Here is a 16,789-nt window from a genome sequence, read left to right on the forward strand (position 1 = left end):
GATCAGGATTCCTTTGATTGACCGGCCTGTTTGACGCGGTAGCCCAGCGGGAAAAGTTGCAGGTCGTAGCGGTTGCGGATAACGCCCCAGATGCCTTTAGGGGCTTTCAGCATCACGATGATTGCCACCACGCCCAGAACGATCAGGTAGGTGGTACCTAAATCGGCCAGCGTTTCGCGGAGCAGAAAGAAGACAAGGGTGCCGATGATCGGTCCTTCGATGGTACCGATGCCTCCGATTACTACTATGAAGATGACAAAGGCTGTCCAGTCGTTGACGCTGAATGCGGCGTCCGGCGAAATCCGCAATTTCTGCAGAAAGATCAGTGCGCCGATTATCGCGGTCAGGGCAGAGGTTACGACATAGACGATGAATTTCGTGCGCCAGATATCGATCCCCAAACTGCCAGCTGCCAATTCGTTGTCGCGGATCGCCATCAGGGCCAGGCCTTGTCGGGAGCGAAGGAACAGGTAAACCGCGTTGACGACCAGAATCGCGGCCCCAAGGGCCAGCCAATAGCTGACAGCTTCGCGCATTGCCCTGCCTGACGCCAGAGAGCGCACGATAGCGACCGGGAGTGAGGACCCCGAGCCACCACCCAGCGCCGAAACTTGGGCAAAGCCCAGCCGGAACACCTCGGCAATCACCCAGGTTCCGATTGCAAAATACGCACCGCGCAGCCGGAAGATCAAAACCGCAACCGGGATGGAGATCAGAGCACCCAGAAGCCCAGCCGCTGCAATTGCTGCAAGAGGATGCAGACCACCAAAGATGGTTAGGGCAAACAGCATATAGCCACCAAAGCCGACGAAAGCTTGTTGGCCGACCGAAACCAGACCGGCATAACCCGCCATCAGATTCCAAAGCGTCGCGAGTGAGAGATATAGAAAAATCTCTCCCATCAGGCGCATTTCGGCGCGCCCAGCCCACCAGGGGGCTGCAATCAGGATCAGCAGCACAATTGCGGCAAGGATCGCAGCGACACGCGCGGCGCGCGATGTGCGGGATACAGAGTAATCCTTAAGGTTCATCCTGAAATCCTCGGGAAAAGGCCGTTGGGGCGGATGGCGAGAATGACGAGAAAGGCGAAATGACCTGCAAGCACTTGCCAGCCCGGGTCGATCTTGGCCCCGATGGTTTGCGCAACACCCAGAATGACGCCGCCAGCCAATGTGCCCCACAGGTTGCCGAGTCCACCGATGATCACAGCCTCAAATCCGAAGATCAGGCGGCCTCCTCCGATCGATGGGTCAAAACTTGTGCGGATTCCTAGAAGGATACCGGCGATTGCGGTGACGCCCAAAGCCAACGCCATAGCCAAGCCGAAAATGTGTCGGCGATTGAGCCCCATTAGCTGCGCGATATCCTGATTGTCGGACACCGCCCTGAAGGCACGGCCCAATGCGGTGTGATAAAAGGTCCATTGCAGGGCCCAAATCACCCCAACCGCGATTGCGAAGGTTAACAGCGGCAACACGCCCAGCGTTAGCCCGCCAACCGAAACGCTTGCTGTTTCCAGGGCCCCGGCATTCAGGTCCTGCGGGTCGGCGGTATACACCTCTAGCAGGGCGTTTTGGATGATGACGCTCAGGCCGAAGGTTACGAGCAGGGGCGGCAGAATGTCGTCGCCCAACGTCTGATTCAAAAGCCCGCGCTGAAGGGCATAACCGATCAATGCCATGGCGGGGACAACGACCACCAAAGCAAGCAAAGGATGCATCCCTGTGGCGGTGGTTACGGTCAACCCCAAATAGGCAGCCAGAACGATCAGGTCGCCATGGGCGATATTGACCAGCCGCATGACCCCGAAGATCAAAGATAGCCCTGCCGCAAACAAAGCATATAACCCGCCCAGCAAGGTGCCCTGTAGAATTGCGTTCAGCCAGTCCATGTCATTCGATCCCGAAATAGGCGCGCGTGATATCTTCACGCGATACGGTGTCCGAGGCACTTTCCAGCGAAACGCGCCCCTCTTGCAGGCAGTAGACCCTGCTGGAAACCGACAGGGCCTTGGTGATGTCCTGCTCGACTATGATCGCGCTCATACCCTCGCCGATGATGCCAGGCAGCGCGTCGTAGATGTCCTTGATAATGATCGGGGCCAGTCCAAGGCTGATTTCGTCGAACAGGATCAAGTCAGGGTTGGCCATCAATGCGCGTCCGATTGCCACCATCTGCTGTTGCCCGCCGGACAAAGATGTTGAGGCTTGATCGCGGCGTTCCTCAAGGATTGGGAACAGGGCGTAGACTGCCCGCAGATCCCATGGGCCGGGCCGACCAACTTGCGCCCCGATCATCAGGTTTTCCTTGACCGATAGGGAGGGGAACAGTTGCCGTCCTTCGGGCACCATCGCCAAGCCAAGCGCTGCGACCTCATCGGCGCGCAATTGGCTGATATCCTGCCCGTGATAGCGGATTTGTCCGGGTTGGTTCGTCAAAAGCCCGGTGATGGACCGCATCAGGGTCGTCTTTCCCGCGCCGTTTGCACCGATGATGGCCAAAACCTCGCCTTCGGCCACGTCAAGATCGACCCCATAAAGGGCTTGGAAATCGCCATAATGCGCATTCAGCCCATTGGTTTGCAAAATGGGATCAAGCATCGGCTTCGATCCCCAGGTAGATTTCTTTGACTTCGGCACTGTCCATGATGGTTGCCGGATCGCCCTCGGCGATCTTCCGGCCGAAATCGACCACAATCAGCCGGTCCACCACGGCCAAAAGCGCATGGACCACGTGCTCAATCCAGATGATTGTGACGCCCGCCGTGTGAATGTCCTTGATTGTCTGGACAAGCGACTGGCATTCGCCTTCGGTCAAACCACCGGCGATCTCGTCCAACAACAACAGCTTGGGTTTGGCGCACAACGCGCGGGTCAATTCCAGACGTTTGCGTTCCAACAGGGTGAGACTGCCCGCCAAAACGTTGGCTTTGGGCATAAGCCCGGTCTGGTCTAGAACCTGCAGACACAGAGCCTCGGCCTTGTGCCCGTGCAGACCTGCCGATTGGGTTGCGGCGATCATCGCGTTTTCAAACACGGTCATTCCTGAAAAGGGTTGGGGCACCTGAAAGGACCGCGCAATACCTGCATGGCTGCGACGAGCTGCGCTCCATTTCGTGACGTTGTGACCGTCGAATTGGATTTTGCCTGAATTTGGCTTCAGCGTGCCGGTAATCAGGTTGAACATCGAGGTTTTGCCAGCCCCGTTGGGACCAATGACCCCCAACGCATCGCCTTTCTGAACCTCATAGCTCATATGATCGGACACTGTGACTGCGCCGAACGCTTTGCTCAGATCCTGAAGAGTTAGGAGAGTCGTCATCTTTTCCTCGAAGGTGGGGTGCGGTGCCCAAAAGGGCACCGAATTCGCAGTTAACCAAGCAACTGCATGTCCGCGGTTAAAGGAACTTCGGGCGCTGTATTGTTCGCAACAATCTGCAACTGATACGAGTCATTTGATTTCTGCCATTGCCCCCCGACCAATGGGGTTTTGGTGACGTTATTGATCGGGCCGTCTCCCCAGTTCACCGGTCCCACGATTGTATTCAGGTTGGTCGAGGTGATGGCAGAGATAATCGCATAGGGGTCTTCCAGATCTTCTGTGCGTTTTATGACATCCGCCACAACCTCAAACAGCGCATGTTTAAAGCCCAATGGCTGTGTCCAGGGACGTCCTGACGCGGCGGTATAACCTTCGGCCAGCTCTTTTGAGGTGATCCCGGTAAGCGATGACGCAAACGGGTGGTGGGGTGACCACCAAACCTCGGTTGTCAGGTCATTGCCCCGGTCGCCTAGCGACTCGATCACCGATGGAAACAGCAGCGCTTTGCCGATGGTAACTACCTTGGGATTAAAACCCTGTTGTGCCGATTGGTTCCAGAAGGTCGCGAAATCGGGGGGGATCATGTTGCCGGTGACGATCTCGCAACCCGCGTCCTTAAAAGCCGCAATCTGGTTCGAGAAATCATCCGACAACGGCTGATACCGGCCCGGGTCTGTCAGAGTGTACCCTGCGGCAGCCAGAGGTTTCGGCAAACCAAGCTCTGCGTCCCCCCAAGCGTTGCCGTCCGCGTCATTCGGGAACAACCCGCCCACGTTTTTAGCTACGCCCGTTTTGTCCCACATGCCCAGGAAGGCGGCGATCACGTCCTCTAGGCCCCAAAAGAAGTGAAATGTGGATTCAAACCCTTCGCCCGGCACACCGTTGCGGCCGAAGAAGTAGGGCTGCCAGGGACAATCGGTGGTGATGCAGGGCACCTCGTTGATCTCGGCCTGATCAGCGACCGGATTCACGGTATCCGGGGTCGAAGCCGCAACGATGATGTCCACCTCATCCCCCAGGATCAGGTCGGCGGCAACTTCGGCCGCCCTGTTCGGGTTAGATTGGCTATCTTTCGAGATAATTTCGACATTCCAGGTTTTGCCGTTGTTATCCAGCCCTGCGGAAAAGGCGGCCTGCACAGCTTGCAGAACATATTCATCTGCTTCGGCAAACCCGGCTAAAGGCCCGGTTCGGGGGCTTACATTACCGATTTTCAACGTCGGAGTGGCGGCATAAGCCCGGCTTGCCTTAAGGATTGCGGGCGCAGCAAGTGCCGCTGTCGCGGTGGTCAGAAACCTGCGCCGGGTTAGTGCGATGCGTGTTTTTTTCATTGTATCCTCCCTTCGCTGGCCTCCCGCCAGCGTTTTGATCAGTCTACAGGGTCTCGTTGGCTTGTCTCAGATGCAGTGTGACGCGTTGACGAAGGGCGTCAGCGTCGGCCTCGGACCAGCGCCGAAAGCCTTCGCCGGTTTTCATTCCCAGCTTGCCGTCGGCGACCAGCGTTTCCAGATAGGGTGATGGCGCTTGCCGGGCCTCAAGGTCGTGTAGGACGTTTTCGTGGATATCGAGTGTCAGGTCGGTGCCAACCAGATCGGCGTTTTCCAGCGGGCCAAGCACGGCCAGACGGCGGCCAAAGCTGGATTTGATGACGGTATCCACCGCCTCGGCATCGCAAATGCCATTTTCAACAAGGCTAACTGCTTCGCGCCAAAGCGCGTGTTGCAGACGGTTACCGATGAAACCCGGTACGTCCTTTTCAACGATCACAGGCGTTTTTTCCGCAGATGCCAGCAGATCGAACATTGTCCGAGCTGCACAAGCGTCAGTCCATTCCGTTTTGACCACCTCGACCAAAGGGATCAGATGCGGTGGATTCCACCAATGTGTGCCCAACGCACGGTTCTTCAGCCGTAGTCCCGACATAATCTGAGTGATCGGCATGACCGAGGTGTTCGACGCCAGAATGCAGTTCTCCGGCGCGTGCTCTTCGATTTCGGCAAAGATCGCCTGCTTTAGTTCCAGCTTTTCCGGCGCTGCTTCGAATACCACATCGGCCTGCCTAACCGCAGCACCGGTGGTTTCAAAAATCTCGATCATCTTCAGCGCTTTGGCGATCGTCGTGTCGTCATCCCCCATTGCGGCCATGCTGGCGCGAATGCGATGGGCGACCGTTTGGCGTGCTTGTTCGAACGGGTCTGTGATTGCTACGTATTGCCCGGCCTTGGCCAGTGTCAGGGCAATCCCGTGACCCATAAGCCCTGCGCCGATAACGGCCATTTGCTGTTTCCTAGGAACCATCGTTCAACCCGCCGTATAGCCGCCATCGGCGTGAAGGATATGTCCGGTGTAGAAATCGGACGCATGTGATGCCAGGAACAACAGGGGGCCAGACAAATCTTCCGGCTCTCCCAGCCGTCCCTTGGGAACGCGCGTCAAAAATCCATCCCGCACGGCCTTGGCGTCATCCGTTTCCTCGAACATCCAAGCTGTCAGAGGTGAGCGAAACACCGTGGGTGCAATCGCGTTTACCGTTATGCCCGTCGGCCCAAGTTCGCACCCCAAAGCCTTGGTTATCCCATTGACCGCAGCCTTGGAGGCGCAATACGCCGTGTAGCCCGCCGGGTGGCCCAGAGTACCTCGGGCCGAGCTGACAAAGATGATCTTGCCATAGGCGTTTGATTTCATATGCGCGGCGGCGGCCCGCGCCAACAGCCAGCTTTGATTGACATTGGCGTCCATCACCGCGTCAAAGGTTTCCGGCTCCATATCGTTGATCAGGGCCACCTTGTTCATACCGGAGGCCACGACCAGAATGTCCAACCGTCCAAAGGTGTCCACTGCAACGTTGACCAACGCGTCACACGCAGCCTCATCCGAAGGACGTGCGTTCACGGTTTTCACCGCAGCTCCCAGCGTCTCGCATTCACTTGCAATCTCGCTAAGTGCGTCGGGATTACCCGCCGCGAGCACCAGGTTGCAGCCAGCACCAGCCAACACACGCGCGGCGACCATGCCGAATGCGCCCGAGGCACCGGTGATCAGGGCGACATTGCCTTTGACATCGAACATTTTCAGGGGATCAGACATCAGTTTGGTCCTTGAGTTTTTGGCGGGTAGGGGATGACCACAAGCATCTTGCAGGTATGGTTTGAGCGGTTTTCCAGTGTCCGCACTTCTCCCGGCGCAATCGTGCAACTGTCCAGCGCAGTCAGCGTCGTCTCTGCACCGCCACTGATGACGGTTATTTCGCCCTCAAGCACGACATAGACCTTCTCGAAAGGGGTCGAATCCGGGCCCGCGCCGCCACCGGGCAGAAACTGGCTGAACCCGACCCATTGGTTGGTTGGGCCGCCCGGTTCGAACCCCTGCAGTCGCAACCCGTAGCATCCGAAATGGTTCGGGGCCTCGTAGGGTTGGGCGTCTTGAAAGCGTTTGAGATGCATGTCTGCCTCTGTCAAATACAGTCAGTTTGCGGGCCGCCCGAGACGGCGGCCGCAGGTTTCAGAAGTCCGCGCCATCTGCGATGCGGTAGGATTGGGACTTGTCGATCATCGCGACTAGACGGATGATACAGCCGTCACCGCGATCCCAGTTCCAGGGGAAGAAGGCGAAGGTGCAGCGTTTGCCGGTGACCGCATCCAAATCGCCCCCGACATTTTCAATCCCCAAAATACCTTTCGAGAACAGCATGTTATGGACAGGTTCCCACTCAGGGAAATCTACCTCCCAAGGGGTGCCGCCGGACCATTCCAGATACTCTTTTTCCAGATGCGGCATAATGGGTCCGTTCCGTTGCGGCCCGATTGCGGTTGCCAACGGGTGATCGTTTGCCTGTGTATCGTGGCCAACCACTTTGACGCCTTTTTCGATCATCCATTCGGCCGCTGAGGGCACCAAACCGGGGCAATAGGCGAAATAGTCACCATCCTCATATTGCTTGTGCCAACCGGTATTGATGATCAGAACATCGTCTTTGCGGATGGCATGACCACATGCCTTTTCAAGATCATCGCCCGTGATCTGCTCCCACTTTTTCTTTGGAACAGAGACAACCAACCCAGTGCCAAAGAAATGCGGCAGGGGTACTTCGTCGATGAAGGGGGTGCCCTGCACAACATGAGCGGGTGCATCAATATGAGTGGTCACGTGCATGGTTGTCGTGATCGTCTGACTCAGCACACCGGACTTAGCCATATAGTGCTTACGGTCGATCTGAACGTCTTTGAAATACGGCCAGTTTGGGCACTGAAACCCATAGCGATGGCTTAGGTTGTAGAACTCTAACCCCATGTTGTTGTCGGTGTTCGCTTCGAACTCGATCCCGCGGATTTCAACCATCAGGCACATCTCCTTGGTTCGCCAGCTAACCGGCGTTTTGGTGTTTCACAATGTCCGGGTGGTTCCTCCCACCTGTCTCGCATAGTGATGCATATGCACCGCTATGTGGTCAAGGTAAAATTCACAATACGGTTGACTTGTATCGCAATGCGGGACAACTATTGCTGAATATGATTTGAGTCGCGCCAAGCCGTTAGCCGGGGAATAGGTGGTCAAATGCTTGATAAAAATGACAAAGGTGGCATCCAGGTCATAGCAAGAGCGGCCGCGATACTGCGGGTGCTCAAAGAGACCGAAGGCGGGATGAGCTTGGGGAAGATCGCCGAACGGGTTGATTTGCCCCGCTCTACGGTACAGAGAATCACAAGCGCTTTGGCGCAAGAGAGGTTCGTTATCACCGACGCGAACGGTGGCGGACTGCGGCTAGGGCCGGAACTCAGTGCGTTGGCTGGGTCTGTGCAGTACAATATTGTCGAACATTGCCGCTTGCTGTTGAATGAACTGGCCCGAAAAACCGGTGAGACCACGGATTTGGCTGTTATGCGTGGCATCGGGATGGTGTTTCTGGATCAAATTCTGGGCACCCACCGCCTGACTACCGTATCGCGGGTGGGTGAGGTTTTTCCACTGACTTCAACTGCCAACGGCAAAGCCTGTCTAGCGCAACTGCCCGAGAACGAAGCGACACGGCTGATCTCAAACGAATGGGCCCGCAACGGGTTAAACCGGGATATGACGCGGTTTCTCACCGAGCTTGAAACGGTGCGGAAAACCGGACTGGCTTATGACCTTGATGAACATTCCGGCGGCGTTTCAGCCATTGGGTTTGCGTTTCGGGACTGGGGTGGAGAATTGCATGCAATCTCGGTCCCCTTGCCATCGTCCCGGTTCGAAGAACAGCGCGAAAAGATAGAAACGGCGTTGTTGGAAACTGCATCCAATATCGCCGAAACATTCGTCTGAAACCGTTATGGTAGGGACCGTCCGGCGGACCGTACCATTGCCCCGATTTGAAGTAACTGCTGCGTCAGCGGCGTCGTTTTGCGCCAGATCATCCCAACGGTCCGCGTCGGCCCCGGATCGGGAAATCGCGATACGGAAACATTTGCCAACCTTGTCTCGAACGGGACGGCCATTTCCGGGATAAGCGTCACACCAATGCCGACCCCAACCATCTGTACAATGGTGCTGAGCGATGAGCCCTCGAGAATGTCTTTGGGTTTTCGCCCGCCAGGGGTGCAGAAAGACAACGCCTGATCGCGAAAACAGTGTCCTTCCTCAAGCAGCAGCAACCGCATGGCATGCATGGCATTCAAGTCCGGGACGGGCTGGTTCGATTCCTCCAGCGGGCGGACAAGCACGAATTGTTCCTCAAATAGTGCGAATTCCTGCAATGTAGGTTCAGACACTGGCAACGCAACAATCGCCGCGTCCAGCTTGGATTCGAGCAGTCCAGAGATCAGGCTGGGGGTTACGGCTTCTTTGGGGTGAAGCTCCAGCGCTGGAAATCGCATGGATATCGCGCGCATCAGCCGGGGCAAAAGATACGGCGCTATGGTCGGAATGATGCCCAGTTTCAAAGTCCCTTCGAATGGTCCGTTTGTCGCACGCACGATATCGCCCAGATCATCAAAGGATTTCAGCACCTCGCGCGCGCGGTCCAGAAACGTCTCGCCCAAAGGTGTCAGAGACGTCTTGCGTGCGGCCCGTTCGATCAGAGGGGCGCCAACGATATTCTCCAACTCTTTGATTTGAATGGACAGCGCGGGTTGCGACACGGCGCAATCCTCTGCTGCTCGCCCAAAATGCTGATGCCGGGCAAGTGACTCAAAGTATCTGAGATGTCGTATTGTAAGGTTTTTCATAAATTTTTTTAATCACCCTGTTTGAAACAACAAATTTCACTCTATCAGATGCTTAAGGTATTTAAGCTGCAGCCGAACATACCTGTTCCGCCAGGTGACATGTATGAAATCGTCGGCGAGACGTAAAGAAACTTATTGTTCTGAATTGGAGCCAGTCATGGACGGAACCCCTCGTCATTCCTCGGGCGGATGCCCTGTTGCGCATGGTAGTAACACCGCTGCCGGTCAGTCAGTCACCGAATGGTGGCCGAATGCCCTGAACTTGGACATTCTTCATCAACACGGCGCACGCGTCGACCCGATGGACGAAGACTTCAACTACCGTGAGGCCTTGAGTTCTCTGGACGTTGAAGCGCTTAAAGCGGATCTGCGCAAACTTATGACAGACAGTCAGGACTGGTGGCCTGCAGATTGGGGCAGCTATGTCGGCATGTTTGCCCGCGTTGCATGGCACGCGGCAGGGTCTTACCGGACAGCGGATGGTCGCGGCGGGGCCGGAACCGGCAACCAGCGTTTTGCGCCGCTCAACTCATGGCCAGATAACGTCAACACAGACAAGGGTCGCCGCCTTCTGTGGCCGATAAAGCAGAAATACGGAAATAGCGTAAGTTGGGCCGACCTCATCGTTTTGTCGGGCACAATTGCCTACGAAGTGGCTGGCCTTAAAACCTTTGGTTTTGCCTTTGGGCGCGAGGATATCTGGGCGCCTGAGACTGATATTTATTGGGGGGATGAGACCGAATGGCTTGCACCCAGTGATAGTCGATACGACGACGTTGGCGATAGCGCGACGCTGGAAAATCCACTGGCAGCGGTTCAAATGGGATTGATCTATGTGAATCCAGAAGGTGTGAACGGAAAGCCGGATCCTTTGAAAACCGCAATGCACATGCGGGAAACGTTTGCTCGGATGGCAATGAATGACGCGGAGACCGTAGCACTCACCGCAGGGGGCCACACGATCGGCAAGTGTCACGGCAATGGCAGCCCTGAGAACCTAAGCCCCGATCCCGAAGCTGCGCCGCCTGAAATGCAGGGTATCGGCTGGATGAACACAAGAGGTCGCGGTATCGGACGCGATACTATGGTCAGTGGGATCGAAGGTGCCTGGACGTCTAACCCGACAACTTGGGATATGGGGTATTTCGACATGCTTCTTGACCACGAATGGGCGCTGCAGAAAAGCCCGGCAGGTGCATGGCAGTGGCAGCCGGTCGAGATCAACCCCGAGGACATGCCGGCTGATGTCGAGGATCCCTCGATCCGAGTGATGCCGATCATGACGGATGCTGATATGGCGCTGAAAATGGATCCGGGTTATCGTGAAATCATGGAAAGGTTCCGTAAGGATCCAGCCGCTTTTGATGATGCCTTCGCCCGAGCGTGGTTCAAACTTACCCATCGCGACATGGGGCCAAAGGCACGCTATGTCGGCCCTGATGTCCCGTCCGAAAACCTGATCTGGCAGGACCCTGTTCCTAAGGGAAATGCCGACTATGACATTGACTTAGTAAAGACCGAGATTGCTGCAACTGGGTTGACCATAGCCGAAATGATCAGCACCGCTTGGGATAGTGCTCGAACGTTCCGCGGTTCTGACAAGCGAGGCGGAGCAAATGGTGCGCGCATTCGGCTTGCTCCGCAAAAAGACTGGGCCGGGAACGAGCCTGCACGATTGCAGAAAGTACTTAACTTACTTCAACCTATTGCAACAAAATCGGATGCATCACTCGCGGATGTCATTGTTCTGGCCGGTAACGTGGGCTTGGAACAAGCAATCGCAGCGGTGGGATCTTCTGTTCCTGTGCCGTTCGCTCCTGGACGGGGGGATGCCAGCGCCGAAATGACGGATGAGGCGTCCTTTCATGTACTTGAGCCTTTGGCGGATGGGTTCCGCAATTGGCAAAAAGAAGACTACGCCGTAAGTGCCGAAGAAATGCTGCTGGACAGGGCTCAACTTATGGGTTTGACCGCGCGTGAGATGACCGTTCTAGTTGGTGGCATGCGGGTTCTGAGCGCAAACCACGGGGATACGCAATTTGGTGTCTTCACTGCCCGTCCCGGTGCGTTGACGCAGGACTTTTTCACGACTTTGACGGACATGCGCTATAGCTGGCATCCGCGTAAAGACGGTACCTACGAGTTGCGCGATCGCAAAACGTCTGAATTGAAATGGACGGCGACCCGCACGGATTTGGTCTTTGGTTCGAACTCTGTGTTGAGATCTTATGCTGAGGTTTACGCGCAGGCTGACAATAGCGAGAAGTTCGTTCGTGATTTTGTTGCGGCCTGGACCAAAGTTATGACCGCAGACCGGTTCGATTTGGTCTAACCGTTCAATCAAAGCAGAGCCCCAAGCCGGGGCTCTGAAACTTCCCTGTTTTAGTTGAAACGATCCTGAGCAGATGCTGCACTGCCTCCGATGTCCACAACGAGCCCATATTGCATGATTGTGCAGTCGCAGAAACCCATCTAAAATTGATCTATGAGCTGTGATATTCGAACACGAGCTGCATCTGCCGGTGACGCTGAGGCGATACTAGCGCTCTATGATTATTTGTCTTCTGACAACGAAAGATGCTCGCTCGAACTAGCAAAAGCGAACATCTCCAAGATTTCCTTGATTGATGGTAGTGCAGTGCTTTTGGGAGAGATCAACGGTAAAGATGTGACGACATGCTCGATCATTGTCGTTCCAAATTTATCTAGGGGTGGAAGGCCTTATGCGGTAATTGAGAATGTGGTCACGCATCCCGACTACCGAGGAAAAGGGTTTGGCAAGGCGATACTCGATGCGGCCTGTGAACGCGCGTGGGGCCATGAATGTTACAAAGTCATGCTGAGTACAGGATCGACACGGCCCGCCACCTTGTCTTTTTACGAAAGCGCAGGTTTCGAACAATCGAGAACCGGTTTTCAAAAGCGACGGCTGCTGAAGCGCCACGAAGAAGCCAGATGAGCCGAACGGCAATTTAGTCCGGCTAGGCCGACCTTGATGCCGTCCGAACCGACCTGATGACCTACTGAAACCGTCAGACGACCGGTCTGAGCACCAGAGTGATCGAAGCTGCGCGTAGCATCAAGGTCTGCTCTTCGGGAACTGGCGCGTAATTGATACGCCATTTACGAGTGCAAAGATGATTGATAATCTTTTGCTCAGCCAGACATGACTTACGTAACAATCGCTTCGTAAGTCCGGATTGGCATTCCCCAAAAAATGGAGATTTGGCATGCGCCAACCGCACCTGCCTGCTCGCGGAACCTGCCGCTGTTCGGCGACCGAGTTTGAAATCCTAGCGCTTCCCATAATGACCCTCGCGTGTCATTGCATGGATTGCCAAAGAATGAGTGCCAGCGCGTTTTCGCTCGGAGCGATGATCCCGACGAACGGCTTCAAGGTTGTCAAAGGTACGCCGGTGGCGAGACCTTTGCCTGGATCGCGACGGTATCATTTCTTCTGTCCCAACTGCATGACTTTGATGTTCACGAGAATCGAAGGCGTTGATGATCGGGTGAACGTACGCGTGACGCTTTGTGACGACAGTACTTGGTTCACGCCCTTTGTCGAAACGATGACGAAATACAAGCTTCCATGGGCAGTTACACCCGCAGTCCACACTTATGAAGCGTTTCCTTCACCTGCGGAGTTCAAAAGGCTTCTTGCGGAGTTTGCGCAGTTGAGTGGCTGCCACTAAGTCCATCTGTTTTTCGGCAATTCGCAAACCCTAGTGACCCTGATGCACGGAACTGGTTTTACAGGGCGGCTGTTCTAAAACCGCCCATTAGCCCAGCCGCTGCGAAGGTTCAATTTGTCCTGCACAGCCGCCGTTGTCACGTCCCGACAGGCCGAAAGCCCGACGGAAAGCGTCGTATGACTGGTGTGAGCCCAACCTGTACCCTGGATTTTATTGCTGCATGCGCTTGTAGCAGTAACAACATTGCAACTGCCGAATACCTTGTGCGGCCAAGCAGCGGAAAAACTGTCATTTATGCAAATAGCAGCGATGCTCGCGGCGGCAGCTCACAGTTCGCTCAACAAAACCGTCCTTCACTTCATCCGCAACAGCTATCGCCTAGCTGAATTGGTGGACACGGGACCGTGGCATATGAACAGTATACACAACAGTCGCCGTCCAACGGCTTCAAAACTGTTTTGCACGACTTGCATTCATAGAACCACTGGCAAGCATCCGTTGGCATTTGCTCGGTTTCGCTGTGGCCGCACTTCGGGCAAATCAGGGTGCTTTCTAGGACTACAGTTTGTTTTGTCATAGTCTCACATCTGCATGATCAGGTAATCGTTAATCCGTGCCTCGTTAAACACAACGACCCAAGCCACGCCGGTGATTAGAGTCGTTCCTGCAAGCCACCATTTCAACGTCGGCAAGGAACCGCGCCGATAAGATACCATCCATGATATCACGACGAACGCCGTTGACATCGTCAGCACATAGTAACTCGCTGCGGCAACCTTCCCAAAGATTGCCAACCAACTGCCACCCAGCCCCAGTAACATCATCGTCATGGGCAAAACGCAGCAAGTCGCGACGCCAAGCGCTGATAGCGATCCCAAATAGCTGAGGCTAAGGTACTTCTGCATTCTGTTTCCCTGATGGACTACGTCGCGCGGAGTTGTAGAGACAACAACCTCTCGTTTAACTTCTGTAGCCACTACAGGATCAAGACAGGAAATCTCACATGTTTGCGATTGGGGAGGCATCCCGGCAAAGCGGTGTCGGAATTGATACTATCCGCTACTACGAACGCGAAGGGATCGTGCCGAAACCAGAAAGGGCATCGAATAATCGACGCATGTACTCCGCGCACGATGTTGGACGGCTTCGTTTTCTAAGGAAGTGCCGAGACATGGGTTTTTCGCTTGCCGATGCAAAGGTGCTTCTCAACCTATCCGAAGGTGATAGCGAGGATTGCCAATCCGTTAAGGAACTGGCCGAGCTTCATATCTCCAATGTGCGTATGAAGATAATCGAACTTAAGCGATTGGAGGCCGCCCTGAATGAACTTACGGCCAACTGTAACATCGGGAACGTTTCTTGCCCGATGCTTGCGCAGATACGGACCTACTAATGGCACTTTGAGGCTCGCAGTCGCCCTATGCCAACGCAGCATGACCCAAGATTCGGGCCGCGCAGAATCTACCGTTCGTTAGAGAGGTCAACTCGTTGATTTAGCAATGTTTCAATCACTCAATGAACATTTGTGCCTTGCCGCGGTGTTCTTGAAGCACGCGGCGATTTCGGACAGTGAGCCCTACCTGCCGTGCCTGAGCAATCAATTTGCTGCATACGCATTCGGCAGGTTTTATCGGAAGCCGACCTCTGATTTCCGAACCACAGAGCAATGGTTCTGCTTATCTTTGTCCCAAATTGGGCTGGGCAGACTTAGATCTTCTGTTGCTTTCCGTTGTATCAAGGCTTGTATCGTGTGTACTCGAAGTCCATATACACAGGGCTTACGTTTTTCTTTTTCGACCTGCTGTCTCCCAAACTCGGCGTTCAGTCTTTCGATTCAGACCGACCACGCCGAGTCGCCGCAATAATGCGGGCGGCAAGTATTAGGAGACTTCCACCATGGCAAATGGCACAGTAAAATGGTTCAACTCGACCAAAGGTTTTGGCTTTATCGAACCTGAAGATGGCAAGCGCGATGTGTTCGTGCATATCTCAGCACTTGAGCGTTCCGGCATCAGCGAATTGAAGGACGGCCAGAAGGTCACTTTTGACGTCGAAGCTGGCCGTGACGGGCGCGACAGCGCCGCCAATCTGGCACTGGCCTGACCTTTTACGGGCACCCTTATGGGGTGCCCGTTTGCACAATGGGCTGCTAAAAGCCCTTGGAGAACAAGTCAGTTGCAACAGCAGGAATTGACCCGGGCGCTCGCGCAATACCGTGTGCCCGATACGAAGCGTAGCGTTATTGAACTGACAATCACTGTCATCCCCTTTTTCGCGCTATGGGGCGCAGCGTGGTTTGCGCTATCCCTTAGTATCTGGGTCACTGTTCTATTGGCCATCCTGAACGCCGCATTTCTGGTCCGTATCTTTATCATTATGCATGATTGTGGTCATGGATCCTTCTTTAGAAACCGCACCGTTTGCAATTGGACCGGCCGGGTTCTGGGTGTTCTCGCCCTGACACCCTATGACGTCTGGCGGCAAAGCCATGCGATTCACCATGCCTCAACCGGTAACCTTGATCGGCGTGGTATGGGTGACATTCCTACATTGACCATTGAGGAATACCTGAAACGGAATTGGTTCGGGCGTGCCGCTTACAGGTTAATCCGGAACCCCTTCTTCCTGTTCTGTATCGTACCGGTCTACACGTTCTTTTTTCAAAATCGCTTGCCCTTTGGTTTCATGCGGTCAGGCTGGCTGTATTGGGCAAGTGCAATGGGAACAAACGCCGCGATTGCGGTGGTCCTGGCTCTGATTTTTTGGACCGGAGGCCTGGATGTACTGGTTTTTGTATTCCTTCCAACCATGATCGTCGCCGCATCGATTGGTATTTGGCTATTCTATATTCAACACCAGTTTGAACACACGACTTGGGAGCGGGAAGAAGTGTGGAATCTTCAGAACGCCGCATTCTATGGAAGTTCTCACTACGCCCTGCCAGGCATCCTGCGGTGGTTCTCTGCCAATATCGGTGTGCACCATGTTCACCACCTTGCCAGCCGCATACCGTTTTATCGGCTAAACGAGGTATTGCGTGACCATTCCGAGTTGGAAAATTGCCAGCGTATTACTCTATATGAGAGCCTTCATTGCGCACGATTGCATCTTTGGGATGAAAAAAGTCAACGTCTGCTGACTTTTTCCGAGGCTTTGTCGAACGCCAATTCCAATAGGCATCTAGTGTAGCCTGGCGCGCACCAAAAAGGCTTCGACAGTATCACCGCCGAGGGCGCGAATGGCCTCTAGTCGGTGAAGGCCTTCAATCAGCACGAACCTCTTGTTGTCCGCGCGTATCTGGATCGGGGTCTTCTGGCCGTTCTTCAGAATATCTTCGGCCAGCGTCAGGACTTTTTGCTGATCAAGTGTTTTTGCACGCTTCACAGGTACATAGATCAGGTCGAGCGGGTATGGTTTCTTCTCCAGCATAAGCTACGTGTGCAACCTTTCGTGCATTTGTTCCGGTTCAGAGTTCTCTACAAAAGCAGGCGCCGGAACGTACGTCATAGAACTGAACGAACAGCCTCGCGCAGTTCTTGATGGATGATCCAAGTCGCTGGTTCATTGTCA

General features: G+C 54.8%; 20 protein-coding genes. 7 read left to right on the top strand and 13 right to left on the bottom strand.

Going from position 1 to position 16,789, the window contains the following annotated elements; translation table 11 throughout:
* Nucleotides 1–2: 2 nt before the first annotated feature.
* The 9 genes from ACR0K4_RS05000 to ACR0K4_RS05040 are packed head-to-tail and all read right to left on the bottom strand — an operon-like array spanning nt 3 to nt 7,659.
* A complete protein-coding gene (locus ACR0K4_RS05000) occupies nt 3–1,031 on the bottom strand; it encodes a branched-chain amino acid ABC transporter permease (protein WP_480853092.1) in 1,029 nt (342 codons plus the stop codon).
* Nucleotides 1,028–1,891 (bottom strand): branched-chain amino acid ABC transporter permease, encoded by an 864-nt coding sequence (locus tag ACR0K4_RS05005; RefSeq protein WP_480853093.1) that lies wholly within the window; start codon nt 1,889–1,891, stop codon nt 1,028–1,030. The genes ACR0K4_RS05000 and ACR0K4_RS05005 overlap by 4 nt, the downstream gene beginning before the upstream one ends.
* 1 nt (nt 1,892) lies before the next feature.
* Nucleotides 1,893–2,600 carry an ABC transporter ATP-binding protein gene (locus ACR0K4_RS05010; protein WP_480853094.1) on the bottom strand — a complete coding sequence of 236 codons (708 nt, stop codon included), beginning with the start codon at nt 2,598–2,600 and terminating at the stop codon, nt 1,893–1,895.
* On the bottom strand, nt 2,593–3,321 hold the full coding sequence (locus ACR0K4_RS05015; protein ID WP_480853095.1) for an ABC transporter ATP-binding protein: 729 nt from the start codon (nt 3,319–3,321) through the stop codon (nt 2,593–2,595). Before ACR0K4_RS05015 ends, ACR0K4_RS05010 begins: the two co-directional genes overlap by 8 nt.
* A gap of 50 nt (nt 3,322–3,371) precedes the next feature.
* Nucleotides 3,372–4,652 carry an ABC transporter substrate-binding protein gene (locus ACR0K4_RS05020; RefSeq protein ID WP_480853096.1) on the bottom strand — a complete coding sequence of 427 codons (1,281 nt, stop codon included), beginning with the start codon at nt 4,650–4,652 and terminating at the stop codon, nt 3,372–3,374.
* Nucleotides 4,653–4,695: 43 nt separating this feature from the next.
* Entirely contained in the window at nt 4,696–5,598 is a 903-nt protein-coding gene (locus tag ACR0K4_RS05025) for a 3-hydroxyacyl-CoA dehydrogenase family protein (protein ID WP_480853097.1), read from the bottom strand.
* A 24-nt stretch (nt 5,599–5,622) separates the two neighbouring features.
* Nucleotides 5,623–6,408: an SDR family NAD(P)-dependent oxidoreductase gene (locus ACR0K4_RS05030; RefSeq protein ID WP_480853098.1), complete on the bottom strand. Its 786-nt coding sequence runs from the start codon at nt 6,406–6,408 to the stop codon at nt 5,623–5,625.
* Nucleotides 6,408–6,764 carry a cupin domain-containing protein gene (locus ACR0K4_RS05035; protein ID WP_480853099.1) on the bottom strand — a complete coding sequence of 119 codons (357 nt, stop codon included), beginning with the start codon at nt 6,762–6,764 and terminating at the stop codon, nt 6,408–6,410. The genes ACR0K4_RS05030 and ACR0K4_RS05035 overlap by 1 nt, the downstream gene beginning before the upstream one ends.
* 58 nt (nt 6,765–6,822) lie before the next feature.
* On the bottom strand, nt 6,823–7,659 hold the full coding sequence (locus ACR0K4_RS05040; protein ID WP_480853100.1) for a cyclase family protein: 837 nt from the start codon (nt 7,657–7,659) through the stop codon (nt 6,823–6,825).
* Nucleotides 7,660–7,875: 216 nt separating this feature from the next.
* Here ACR0K4_RS05040 and ACR0K4_RS05045 point away from each other — a divergent pair, with 216 nt between their 5' ends.
* Entirely contained in the window at nt 7,876–8,622 is a 747-nt protein-coding gene (locus tag ACR0K4_RS05045) for an IclR family transcriptional regulator (RefSeq protein WP_480853101.1), read from the top strand.
* Nucleotides 8,623–8,627: 5 nt separating this feature from the next.
* Here the strand turns inward: ACR0K4_RS05045 and ACR0K4_RS05050 are convergent, their stop codons facing one another.
* Nucleotides 8,628–9,524: a hydrogen peroxide-inducible genes activator gene (locus tag ACR0K4_RS05050; protein WP_480853102.1), complete on the bottom strand. Its 897-nt coding sequence runs from the start codon at nt 9,522–9,524 to the stop codon at nt 8,628–8,630.
* A 157-nt stretch (nt 9,525–9,681) separates the two neighbouring features.
* Between ACR0K4_RS05050 and katG the strand changes: the two genes are divergently transcribed.
* The 3 genes from katG to ACR0K4_RS05065 all read left to right on the top strand — a co-directional run bounded on the left by katG (nt 9,682) and on the right by ACR0K4_RS05065 (nt 13,219).
* Nucleotides 9,682–11,856: a catalase/peroxidase HPI gene (gene katG, locus ACR0K4_RS05055; protein WP_480853103.1), complete on the top strand. Its 2,175-nt coding sequence runs from the start codon at nt 9,682–9,684 to the stop codon at nt 11,854–11,856.
* A 153-nt stretch (nt 11,857–12,009) separates the two neighbouring features.
* Nucleotides 12,010–12,483 carry a GNAT family N-acetyltransferase gene (locus ACR0K4_RS05060; RefSeq protein ID WP_480853104.1) on the top strand — a complete coding sequence of 158 codons (474 nt, stop codon included), beginning with the start codon at nt 12,010–12,012 and terminating at the stop codon, nt 12,481–12,483.
* Nucleotides 12,484–12,754: 271 nt separating this feature from the next.
* Nucleotides 12,755–13,219, top strand: coding sequence for a GFA family protein (locus ACR0K4_RS05065; RefSeq protein WP_480853105.1), 465 nt, complete (start codon nt 12,755–12,757; stop codon nt 13,217–13,219).
* A gap of 358 nt (nt 13,220–13,577) precedes the next feature.
* Here ACR0K4_RS05065 and ACR0K4_RS05070 read toward each other — a convergent pair whose 3' ends face one another.
* Both ACR0K4_RS05070 and ACR0K4_RS05075 read right to left on the bottom strand, forming a co-directional pair.
* Entirely contained in the window at nt 13,578–13,796 is a 219-nt protein-coding gene (locus ACR0K4_RS05070) for a GDCCVxC domain-containing (seleno)protein (protein ID WP_254441363.1), read from the bottom strand.
* Nucleotides 13,797–13,800: 4 nt separating this feature from the next.
* A complete protein-coding gene (locus tag ACR0K4_RS05075) occupies nt 13,801–14,124 on the bottom strand; it encodes a hypothetical protein (RefSeq protein ID WP_480853106.1) in 324 nt (107 codons plus the stop codon).
* Nucleotides 14,125–14,222: 98 nt separating this feature from the next.
* Between ACR0K4_RS05075 and ACR0K4_RS05080 the strand changes: the two genes are divergently transcribed.
* The 3 genes from ACR0K4_RS05080 (at nt 14,223) to ACR0K4_RS05090 (ending at nt 16,408) form a co-directional block, all read left to right on the top strand.
* Nucleotides 14,223–14,612, top strand: a complete 390-nt coding sequence (locus ACR0K4_RS05080) for a MerR family transcriptional regulator (RefSeq protein WP_170637988.1) — start codon at nt 14,223–14,225, stop codon at nt 14,610–14,612.
* Nucleotides 14,613–15,115: 503 nt separating this feature from the next.
* On the top strand, nt 15,116–15,322 hold the full coding sequence (locus ACR0K4_RS05085; RefSeq protein ID WP_170430361.1) for a cold-shock protein: 207 nt from the start codon (nt 15,116–15,118) through the stop codon (nt 15,320–15,322).
* Between the two features lie 72 nt (nt 15,323–15,394).
* On the top strand, nt 15,395–16,408 hold the full coding sequence (locus ACR0K4_RS05090; protein ID WP_480669782.1) for a fatty acid desaturase: 1,014 nt from the start codon (nt 15,395–15,397) through the stop codon (nt 16,406–16,408).
* On the opposite strand, the gene ACR0K4_RS05095 is transcribed toward ACR0K4_RS05090, so the two are convergent.
* Complete coding sequence (locus tag ACR0K4_RS05095) at nt 16,400–16,648, bottom strand: ParB N-terminal domain-containing protein (RefSeq protein ID WP_170452343.1); 249 nt, start codon at nt 16,646–16,648, stop codon at nt 16,400–16,402. The genes ACR0K4_RS05090 and ACR0K4_RS05095 overlap by 9 nt on opposite strands.
* Nucleotides 16,649–16,789: the final 141 nt, after the last annotated feature.

It is taken from the genome of Ruegeria sp. K11 (assembly GCF_056531905.1).